Consider the following 11429-nt stretch of genomic DNA (forward strand, 5'->3'; position numbering starts at 1 on the left):
ACCCTGTCGCAGCGTGAGGTTCGCGCCGCGATCGAGGAACACCTCGGCGAGGGGACCGATCCCGGCACCGCGGCTCCCGCTCTGCCGGCCGGCCCGCTCGAACCGTCGGCCGACACCGCCCGCTGGGCGGCGGCGCAGGCCGGCCTGGACGCGACCGGCGTGATGATCCACGTCGTCACCGACACCGAGGTGCTCCGGATGATGCGGGAGGAGGGCCACAAGGGACTGACGCCCACCCACCTGGGAGGTCGTGAGATCTGGCTGGCCCCCGAAGCGTTCGAGTCGATCGACACCCTCGTCCGCGTGCTGGGCCACGAGCTCGCGCACTCCGGTCAGCTGAAGCTGGGCATCCGCCCGGTCCGCTCCATCGTCGACCAGCTCGAAGCGAACGCCGAAGCCCACGGCGACGCGGCGGTGGACCGCCTGCACGGCCGCGGCTCGCGCCCGCCGGTCGTGGAACCGGACCAGCTCCCGGACACCGACCCCGACGAAGAGGCCGTCGAGTACCTCTTCCACACCGAAGGAGGCGTGAATGACGACGTTCCGGGTGACCAAAGTGGACGACCTGGTGGCCTTCCCGGGAATCCGGGTGATGGGCCGGGAGGACGGGGAGCCGATCGAACCGGGGACGACCCTGACCGACTCGGGAACTGGGCGCGCCTGGGAGGTGCTGACGGTGGAGTTCCCGTCCCCCTTGGCGCGCCGGGAGGGGTGGTCGGTGCTCCTGGTCCGGCGGACTGGGGAACCGGCTCCGCCCATCGGCGCGACGCTGAGCACCGCCTGACCGACCGGCGCGAGGCGTTCCTCGCACTCGAGACGCTCCGCAACGTGGTTCCCGGCCTCGGCGTCCGGCCCTGGGGCAACCACGGGCAGTACGACACCCACCTCGGCGAGGTGCCCGTCAAGATCGAGTTCACCGGCCAACCGCCGCTGAACAGCCCGGTCGCCGGGAACCCGAAGAAGAACCCGAGCATCCTGGTGCGCCTGCCCTCGGCTACTCCACGCGACACGGCCGTGCGGCTCCTGGCCGAGCAGCTCGGCCGCGCCCGGCACGAACTGACCGAGGCGAACCGGCCGTGGCGCCCGCTGCGCGGCAGACGGGAGGACCCGGCCGCGATCGACGCGCCGCTCGCCGGGCGTCTGCTCGCCCTCGACGCGGTCGCACGGCAGCAGGCCGAGGCGGCAGGCCGGGCAGGGTACGAGTTCCGGACCACCGCGGTCGCGGACCTGGCGACCGAGATCGCGGCCGCACTGCCGCCCGGCCGCGACTGGAACCTCATCGCGCAGGCCCACCTGCACCCGCTGACCCAGGCGTTGCTCACCGGGCCCGGACAGGAGCGCCACCCCGGGCTGCCACGGCGTTTGGCCCCCGTCGAGGTCGCGGGTGTCGATCTCGTCCCGGCGCACCGGACCCGCCCCGCCGAACTGACGCCCGCCACCGACGCGGACGTCGCGATCGCCCGCGCCGCCCTGAGCAGGGGCGGCTCCGTGGACGGCCGTGACGAACCGGCCGGGCTCTTCAACCTGGACCGGGCCGTGCTGCTGCTCGCCGGTTCGGCCCCCGGCCGGGCGGACCTCGCCGAGGCCGCGATGGTGCTGCACGACTACTGGGCCGGCGCCGGGATCGACGTCGCGGCGCGGACAGCCACACCCGGCACCGTCGACGTGGGCCGGATCGAGGACCGGGGCGGGCGTTTCCAGCGCGTGCTCAACGTGGAGGGGATGTCCGGGAGCAGACGCACCTCGGCGATCGACCTGCAGCACCGGATCCTGGCGGACATGCTCCGCCGGGAAGGCGGACGCGGGTTCGCCTACCTGGTCCTGCACCGCGAGTCCGGCGCCCCCTACGTCACCGCGATCGCGAACGAGGACGACCGAGTGCGGTTCCTCGACCCGGTTCGGGGGCGTTCGGACGACAGGCCGCCCGCCTACGGCGACGAGGACGGCGTGGTGGCGATCGACGTCGTCGTCTACAGCGCGAGCGGCCCACTGCCGGTCAACGGGTACCCGACGTCGGAGATCAGCACCCGGCCGCCGACCCAGCGCTACCTCGACGAACTGCCGCAGCGCGCGTACGACGCCTGGCTCGCCCGCCGGCTGCGGCTGGAGAGGCAGCTCGGCTCGGCGCCCTCCGAGGCGGTCCGCCTGCCCTACGCCCGGCTGTTCGACGGGCGGGCGATGCTGCAGATGCACGCGCTCGCCGACGTGCTCGGCACCGATGGGCCCGCGTTGGAGCGCGCGGTGCGGGGTTTCCAGGCCGCGGCCGACCACCGTGGCCTCACCCTGGACGACGTGCTTGCCGACCAGTGGGAGGCCGAGCTGGGCGCCCTCGAGATCGGGCGCCTGTACGACCCGTTCGCGCGGCCCGCGGACGAGGGCAGGACGTTGTGGCCGACGCAGGAGCAGTTGCGCCCCCTCGCCGAGGCGCACCCGGCGCTCGCCGAGCTGGTCCGCGACCAGGGCCTGCCGCGCACCGCCAGTGGCGTGGTCGAACTCGGGGTGTACCAGCCGCGTGTGGCCCGTGACGCCGTCGCGGCGCTGACCGCCACCGAACCCGCCGCTGCGCGGGAGGAGTTCGTCCGGAAAAACCCGGCGAACCCGGTCCTGCTGGACCTGCTCGACGACCACGCGTTCGTCCACAACGCGGACAAGACCGGGGTCGCGCTGGTGCACCAGGCGTTCGCGGACGTGCTCGACGCCGCCGGGGTCTCCCGTGCGGACCCGCGCCACCCGGCCAGCCTGGCACGGCTCGTGCACCGACCGGCGCTGCGGGGCGAGGACACGTCGGCGCGGACCTGGGCCGCGAGCACCCGCCCGGCCTTCGACGACGTGGACCCGCACGCGGCCAGGCCGGACCAGATGCGCAGCCGGGTCGCCTACCAGGTGTTGCGGGCGGTCGCCGCGGTGCGGCCGGAGCACGTGCGCGGCGGTCTGGTCAGCGAGATCCCCGGCACCGGCGACCACGTCGTCCGCTCGCGGCAGGTGTCGCGCGACCGCGGCGCGGTCGTGCCGGGCGCCGAGGTGACTCACGTGGTGCCGAACGAGTTCCTGGTGCCGTTCGCGCCCGGCACACCGGAGAGCCCGCGCTGGATGCTCGCCGCGGAAGGCGCGTTCATCGCCCGGGGCCTGATGGACGTCGACGCGGTGGGCAGCGCCGAGCACGTCGCGCGCGTCCTCGCGGCGGCCGGGAACCTGCCGGTGACGGTCCGGCGGCTGCCCGGGCCGGCCCGCGTGGCCGAGGTACTGGAGCAGTTGCTGCCGCGGCTCGCCGACGCGCGAGTCCCGGTGATGGCCTCGGTGCGCGGCGGCGAGTACGTGCCGGCCACACCGGTGCGGGTCGACGGCGAGATCAGGGTCGACGTCCCCGGCCCCGGGGGCCCGCTGTCGATCACCGAGTTCGCGGCGCTGCTCAACCCGGGTGACCCCCTCGTGCACGGGGTGGTGGCCGACGCCGCCGCCGAATTCGACGCGCTCCTCGCCGCCACGGACGGGGAGGCCACGTCGGCATTCGAAACGGACCGTGCGGAAGTGCTCGCCGCGTTGCGCACCCTCGCCGACGTTGTGCCCGAGCTGACCATCCGGACGGTGGACGGCACACCGCAGGTGGACCTCGCGGGCGCCCCGGTCACCGTCGACTACACCGACCGCGCGCAGCACGCCGGCCTCCGCCCGGTGGTCGCGTTCGCCGCCCCCGGACAAGGCCCGGTGATCAAGCTCGAGCTGCACCTGGGCACCCCGCGCGAGCAGGCCGCGCGTGAACTCGCCGGCCAGCTCGGCCGTGCCCGGCACGAGCGGAACCAGGAGTCACGGCTGCAGCGCCTGCGGCGCGGTCAGCTGCGCGGCCCGGACCCCGCGACCGCCGTCGACGCCGAGCTGGCCGGTCGCCTGCTCACCCTCGACGTCATCGCCGCTCAGGAGGCCGCCGGCCTCATCGAGGGGAACGCGGCACTCGCCGGCGGCGTGGTGGCCGAGGCCCGCGCCCTCGAGATCGACCTGCCCGCGGGCCGGGACTTCGACCGCATCGCGGAAGCGCACCTGCGACCGCTGACCCGAGCGATGATCGCCGAGGGCCACCACCGCCGCGACCTCGCGGCCCGCGAGGTCCTGCTGGGCGAGCTGCCCGCCGACCAGCGGCAGGAACTCCCCGAGGAGCAGTGGCGCGCCAACAACATGGTCACCGGCGCGGTCCGGCCCGCGGCGCCGACGGGGGAGCAACCCTTCGCGCCCGCCCGCGTCACCCGCGTGCTGGGTGAGCGCGGGGGCCTGGTGACCGCTCCCGAGTCGCAGTTCGCCGTGGCGGCGGAGGCTCTGCGCACAGCGCCGCTGCAGGGCGTGGACGACCTCGTCCGCGCCGCCCGGCTGCTCGCGCCGTGGCACGCCGACCCGGCGGGAGCGCTCGCCGACGCCGACGCGGCGATGGTCCTGCACGACTACTGGATCCGCGACCGCTCGCACGTCATGCAGGTCGACGCCGCGGCCCGGCGCACGGTCGACGGTTTCACCGACGGCGACCTCTCCCGGCCCCGTGGCGGTGAACGCGACGGCCTGGGGCGCATCGCCGACCGCGGCGGGCGGTTCCAGCGCCTCGTCGACACCCGCGGCGAGCGGCCCGAGGACGCGGCCGCCGCGATCGACCGCGCGTACCGCGACCTGGCGACCACGCTGGCGCACACCACGGGCAGGGCGTTCGCCTACGTCGTGCTGCACCGGGAAGGGCGTGACCCCTACGTCACCGCCGTCGCGAGCGAGAACGCCGGGCCGCTGGTCCACCTCGACCCGGCGCGCGGCGAAACCGCATCCGAACCGCTGTACCGCCACGCGGACGGCGTGTACGCCATCGACGTCATCGTCCACAATGGCGGGACGATGGAGGCGCCCGCGGTGGTGATCGACGGCCGGCCGCTGTCGCCGGTCAACACGCGGACTCCCGCGGGGCCCTACCTCGACGCGATGTCCGCTGAGGAGCGCGGGGAGTGGGCCGCTCGCGCCGACCGCTACCGGCAGGCGGAGCTGGACGGCCGGAACGTGCTCGACCCGCCGGCGTCCTTCCCGCCGGAGGCCGCCGCGGTCTACTACTCGCTCGCGGCCGACCGCCCGGCCCGGCTCGAACTGCGGGCGATGGCCGACGTGATCGACGCGGCCGAGCACCCCGAGGTGTTCGTGCGGGCGATCCAGCACCTGCGGAACCTGGCGGAGAAGTGGGAGCACCGCTCCCTCGGCGCGCTGCTCACGCAGCGGTGGGAAACCGGCCTCGGCACGCTGCCCACGACCATCGATCCGGCCGCGCCCCGGCACTACGACGACGCGACGATGTCGGACTACGACTGGATCCGGCGCGTGCTCAAGGAGATCGACAAGAAGAACCTCACGCCCGGGCAGCGGAGCCGCCTCACCGAGACCCAGCCGCTGCTGGCCTCGCTGCTGAACTCGGTCCATGACCCGGCGGGCACCCCTGGCGAGGTCGCGCCCTACGACCAGCCCGACGGTCTGCGCAGGCCCGCCTCCGCCGACCTCGCCGACCTGGAGAAGGCCATGCTCGGCAGGGGCGAGGCCCCGGCCAGGCAGCAGGCGCCCAAGGTGTGGCAGAAGTTCCTGTGGCGGCCGGGCACCTCGTCGTTCGAGGTGTTCCTCGCGGTGCGCTCGATCTTCCAGCTCGGCATCCCGAAACTCCCCGCGCTCGTGACCTTCCGCGGGATCCGGGACGGCGAACCGTTCGGCTCGGAGCTCGGCGCGGCCGGGCGCGAGGAACTGGTCACCGGGGCGCGGTTCCGGGCCTACACCTTGGACACGGCCGCGCGCGGCTACACACTCGTGGAGGCCGCGTTGCAGGACCGGCCCGGCGCGATCGCGCACATCGTCCACCGGCACGACGACGACCCGGATGGTCCGCACGCCGCGGTCGTCGCGGTCAACCACCGCGGGACCATCCACTGGCTCACCGACGAGGTGATCAGCGGCAGGCAGCCCCGGATCCGGCGGCTGACCGCGGGCGAGATCGCCGGCCGGATCGGCGACGGGGTCGTGGACGCGGTGAACCTCGTCGACGACCTCACCCTGGGGTACTACCTGCTGCCCTACACGCGCCCCGCCCTCGTGGAGAAGGTGCTGTTCTGGACGAAGGACCGGACGCCGGGGCCCGGCCTGCCCGCGCCGCACGGGATCGACGTCCTGGTGCTCGACGGGGAGGGCAGGCCGGTGCCGCTGCCCGGGACGAAGCCGAGCCCGCTGAGCCAGCTGCCGCCGACCGCCGAGTACGTCCGCGCCGCCGCCGACGACGAGGCGCACGAGTGGATCGAGCTCGCCCGGTCGCTCGCCACTACTGGGGCGGACCCGTCGGCGTTGCCCGCCGCTGTGCGGAGCACCTACGACGCGATGACCGATCCGCGCGCGAGGCGGCAACTCCTCGCCTCGCACTTCGTGAACCGCGGTGACGAGGCGCTGCTGCGGCGCGGGCTGGCCAACCGCGAAGCCCTCGCCGTCCAGGAGCACCCGGACCTGGAGCCGGCGGCCGCGCTCGAGCGCGCACTCGCGGCGGACTGGGACCGCGGCCTGGGCGCGTTCGTCGCGGACGCCCGCCCCGAACCCGAGCTGGACGTCACGTCCCCGTGGCCGGCGGGTGAGCCGCTGCGCCCCGCGGAGGACGTGCTGGCCGCGCTCGACGCGCAGGCTCCCGTCCTGGCCCGCCTGGTCCGCGCGCACGGCCTGCCACGCACTTCCGGCGGCGTCGTCGACCTCTCCCGGTACGAGCCGCTCGCGGCGCGGGGCCGGGTCCCGGCGGTCGACCTGCTCGTGCGGGGTGACCCGGCCACGCGGCTGGCCGCCGACCGCGCCGAGGCCAGGGCCGTGTTCTTGCGGGAACACGGCGACGACCCCGCGATGACGGCCCTGCTGGCCGACCACGAGTTCTTCTACCAGACCGACCGGACCGGCATGGTGCTCGTGCACCGCGCCTTCGCCGAGCTGGCCGACTCGGTCCTCCCGCGCGAGGACCCGCGGCACCCCGCCAACCCGTACCCGGTGGTGCACCGGCGCGAGGCCTGGGGCGAGGACACCGGCGACCGGGCGTGGGCCCCGGTCGACCGGCCCGTGTTCGAGACGCTGGACCCGCAGCAGCTGAGCTCCGGCCAGATGCGGTCCCCGACAGCCTTCGAGGTGCTGCGCGCGGTGGCGGCGGCGCAGCCCGGACTGGTTTCGAACCTGGTGACCGAGCTGCCCACCGGCGACCACCTGGTCCGGCTGTCCTCGCCCTCCGGGGTCCGCGAACTGGTCGTGCCGAACGAGTTCCTGCTGCCCACCCGCCCCGGGGCGCAGCGGAGCCCGCGGTGGATGCTCGCGGTGGAGAGTGCCCTGATCGCGGAAGATCTCGTGCACACCAGGTACCTGGCGGAGCCGGGCGAGGTCGCGGCGGTGCTGGCGGGGGTGACCGGTCTCCGCGTCCGGCAGCCGGTCGCAGGCGAGGCGGACGCCACCGCGTTCCTCGAGGACCTGCTTCCCCGGCTCGCGGACGCCGGGATGCCGCTGCTGGCTTCGATGCCGGAGATCCAGTCCGGGGTCTACCGCGCCGTGACGCCGGTCCGCGCCGAGAACGGCGAGATCCGGCTGCGGATCCCCGGCCTGACCGTGGAACCGACCATCCCGGTGTTCGCGCACGCCCTGCTCGAGCGCGGTTCGCCGCTGATCCACGGCGAACCGCCCGCGTCCCCGGCGGACGGGGTCGCCGAGCTCGACGACCAGCTCGGCGTACTCGCCCTCCGGCGCGCCGCGGGCCAGCTGCGCGGCGAGTACGCGACCGCAGGCCGGGGCCCGCTCACGCGGGTGGACGTGCCGGAAACGGCGGGGACTCTGACCCAGATCCACCGCGACCGCGACGGGCGCTACGTGGTGGTCGAGGGGGCGGGCCCGGTGGCCGCGGTCGAATCCACCGTCGGCGACCCCCGGCGGCACGTGCTCGCCGCACTCGACGCGATGGCCGCCGAGGGCGGCCCCAAGGCCCCCCACCTGCCCGCGATCCGCGCCCAGCTGGGCAGCGGCGAGCTGCGGTACTTCCGGGTCACGGCCGAGCTGGACGTCACCGGGCTGTCCCGCCTGACCCCCGACGAGCTGGACCGCCTCGGCGCCGACGACCTGTTCACCGGGTACACCCGCCACGAGCTGGACCTGAGCGGGCCGGGTGCGGCGGACCGGCTGCTCCGGCTCGAAGACGGCGGCGCCAAGCCGCGACCCTGGCCCGCCGAGCGGCTCGACCCGCGGTTCGACTACTGGGAGAGCGGCAAGCTCAAGGTGACGGCCGACAACATCCGCCTCGTCGCCGAGAAGTACGGGATCCAGGTGCACCCGAAGGCCAAGGTCGTCGTCAACAAGGCCAAGCGCGGCATGTACGGCGAGACACTGCCGGCCGGCCGCGGGGCGCGGGTCGAGATCACACCGCAGGCGTTCGTCAACGAGGAGATCCTGGCCCGCACTCTGTACCATGAGCTCGTCCACGTGGCGCAGATGGAACGCAAGGGCTGGCATCGCCAGGAGACGGCCGCGGAATGGCAGGCGTGGGAGGACGAGGCGCACGCCGCCGACAAGCGGTGGTGGCAGGACCACCCCCTCAACCAGGAACGGAACGGCTGATGGCGGGCGAGCAGCGTGCTTCCTACGCCGACTGGCAGCGCGCCTATGGTGACTACTACGAGGCGCTGCCCGAGCGGCTCGACCTGGCGTGCCCGAACTGCGGGCACCACGAGCTGCGGCTGGTGTTCGTGGCCGACGAGGACGACCGGACCGGGTACGCCCAGTTCTCCTGCGGCTTCTGCCGCTTCGGCATCCACATCTCGCGCACCTGGGTGCCCGAGGGGGTCGGGTTCGAGCCGATCTCGACCCCGGCCCCGCTACTGCGGGACCGGCTGCCAGACTTCACGCTCGTGCACCCGCCGGACGGCGCGAACGACGACGACATCGAAGAAGTCCGGTTCTGACCCGGGATCGACGAAGAGGAAGTGTCTGGAGTGGACTTTCAGTGGCGCCCGTCCAACGAGGTCGAGAGCGACATGCTGGCCGCGCTGCAGGAGAGCGACAGCCGGAGCTTCGCGCAGTTGCTGCGCTCGGCCCCGCTGTACGTGCCGGCCACGCCGGAACCGGGTGATCCGTGGCCGATGAGCCTGCCGATGCCCGAAGGCAACCACGTCATCGTGTTCACCTCCGAGGAGTCGCTGGACTGGGCGCTCGGCGGTGTCGTCGACAGCTGGCGGCGGACCGACATCGCGGGCCTGCGGGAGATCCACCCTGACCACGCCCAGCTCGTCGTCAACCCGGGCGTCCCGATCGGCGTGTACCTCGTCCTCGGTGAGGTCGACGATCTGGCCGAGGGGCGGCAGGAGCTGGTTCCGGTCGAGGACGTGCAGAACGCGATGGTCGACGAGGTGCTCGCCGAGGTGCGGCGGCTGGCGCTGGCGGAGCTGGGCGGCGACGAGGAGGTCGCGGCGGCGCTGCAGCCGTCCAACCAGCTGGAGGAACGGCTCCGCGACGCGGTGGCGGAACTGGACTTCGACGCCTTCCTGCTCGCGCTCATCGGTTCCGATGTCGTGGTGCCCACCGCGGCGCCGGTCGCGGACCCGTCGCTGATCGAGAACGGCGAGTTCCCGTGGCGCGTCCTCGGCGACGACGAAACGCCCGTGGTGCCGGTGTTCAGCTCCGAGGGAGTCCTGGACGTCGTCGCTCCCGGCGGCGGCCCGCGCACCGTGGTGTCCTTTTTGGACGTGCTGGTGAACTGGCCCGGTGACGACCACGTGCTGTGCTTCAACCCCGGCACGAGCATGGAGCTGACGCTGCCCGGCAGCAGCGTGCCCGAACTGGTGTCGGCCATCGCGGAAGCGGCCGCGGCGGGCGGCCCGGTGGAGGGGCAGCCGGGCAACGGCAACACGCCCGCGACCTGAGCGTGGGCAACCGGTTGACGCGGATCCTCGCGGATCCGGCCGAGATCGACCTGCGGTACTCTGACGACGACCTCCGGTTGCTGCGGCGCGCGAGCGAGTCCGAACGCGACCGGCTCCGCGAGGTGGCGCGTGACGGGGCACCGGAGTCCCGGGTCCCGGCGACGCTCGCGCTGGCGCGGCTCGGAGGCGCCCGCGAGGTGCTGGCCGCGACACTGGCCGACGACGCGTGCACCGGCCTGCTCGCCGACGGGATCGGGGCGCTCGGCGAGAGCTACCCCGAGTACGCCGACGTCGTGGCGCCGTGGGCGGTGCGGGTGCTCGGCGCGATCGAACTTCCCCTGCGCGACAGTGTGTCCCTGGAGTTGCGCGGGCTGGCGGCGGCCTGCGGAGAGCTGCGAATCGCCGACGCGGGCCCGGTCCTGCTGCGGATCTCGCGGGCCGCGGACGAGCCGGCCTACCGGGAGGCGTGGCCGCTGGACAGCGTGCTCTTCCTCGCCGCGGCGGCGAAGGCGTGGCCCGTGGCCGAGGTCTCCGAGGAGATCACGGACCGGTTCGGGCCCAACCCGGACGACTCCGACAGCCACGTCGTCGAAGCCATCGGGGCGCTCGCCGCGCGTGGCGAACCGGAGGTCGCCGAGTGGGCGCTGCGGTGGTGCGCCGAAAAGCTGCTGGAGAGCCACGAGGAAAACACGCACACGTTCCTGTTCGTGGAGGCACTGGCGGCACGCGGGCCGGACGGCGCGTCGCTGCTCGGGTGGGTCGTGGACCAGTCGCCGTTCCGGGCGGGCGCGGGCGTCGCGCTCAAGGCGCTCGCCGCGGTCGAGCCGGTGGAGGCGCACCGGTACGCGGTCGAGGAGTGGCTGCGGTTCCCGTCGGCCGCGATCGAGGTGCTGGGGGAGCTGTACCAGGGGACGCGGAACGCGGAGGTGGTCGCGTTCGTCGACCGCATCCAGGACCGTTTCCCCTGGGCGGCGAGTTACCGCGACGATGCCGTGGCCCGGATCGACGCGACCGCGGGGCCCGGGCAGATCGCCGCCGAGATGGTCGCACTCGGACTGATCTCCCGTGCGACCGCAGAGGAGTACCTCGGGAACGGCCCCGGCGAGAGCGTGCCAGCACGACTCGTGCGGGGCCTGTTCGAGGCCGAGGGTGTGCTGGTGGAGTTCGACCCGAAGGGCTACACGATCCCGCCCGCCTACGGCGACCTGGCCGACCGCTTCGCCGCGGTGGCCGGCGTGAGCTTCGAGAACCTCGAACTGACCGACGACTTCGAGCTGTCCTACGTCCACAATGGACAGCGGTACGAGTTCACCCCCGACGACCAGGGCAAGTACTTCGACCTGCTCACGGTCGACGAGATCGCCGGCACCCTGAGCCCGCCCGGCCCGCGGCGCTTCGTCCCGCTCGGCGAGGACGCTTACGTCCTGGCGGATCCGCGGGCGCTCGATCAGCTGGTGGAGACCTTCGGGATCGAGCCGTGATCACCTGGACCAAGGCTTTGTCGGACAC

The 11429-nt window shown here is 74.0% G+C and carries 4 protein-coding genes (1 of these 4 only partly in view); all 4 read left to right on the plus strand.

What is annotated here, in order from left to right:
* Tightly spaced (at most 30 nt apart), the 4 genes in view from AMETH_RS10440 to AMETH_RS10455 form a layout consistent with a single transcriptional unit that may run on beyond the window.
* Positions 1-8619, plus strand: partial view of an EndoU domain-containing protein gene (locus AMETH_RS10440; RefSeq protein ID WP_156131646.1) — the final stretch only. 35442 nt of this gene lie to the left of the window's left edge; only the last 8619 of its 44061 coding nucleotides appear in the window; its start codon lies beyond the left edge, outside the window; it ends in the stop codon at positions 8617-8619.
* Complete coding sequence (locus AMETH_RS10445; protein ID WP_017981397.1) at positions 8619-8963, plus strand: hypothetical protein; 345 nt, start codon at positions 8619-8621, stop codon at positions 8961-8963. The genes AMETH_RS10440 and AMETH_RS10445 overlap by 1 nt, the downstream gene beginning before the upstream one ends.
* 30 nt (positions 8964-8993) lie before the next feature.
* Positions 8994-9920, plus strand: a complete 927-nt coding sequence (locus tag AMETH_RS10450; RefSeq protein WP_017981398.1) for an SseB family protein — start codon at positions 8994-8996, stop codon at positions 9918-9920.
* A gap of 2 nt (positions 9921-9922) precedes the next feature.
* Positions 9923-11401 (plus strand): hypothetical protein, encoded by a 1479-nt coding sequence (locus tag AMETH_RS10455; protein ID WP_017981399.1) that lies wholly within the window; start codon positions 9923-9925, stop codon positions 11399-11401.
* The last annotated feature ends 28 nt before the right edge of the window (positions 11402-11429 follow it).

The sequence above is a fragment of the Amycolatopsis methanolica 239 genome (genome assembly GCF_000739085.1).
GTDB classification, from domain to species: domain Bacteria; phylum Actinomycetota; class Actinomycetes; order Mycobacteriales; family Pseudonocardiaceae; genus Amycolatopsis_E; species Amycolatopsis_E methanolica.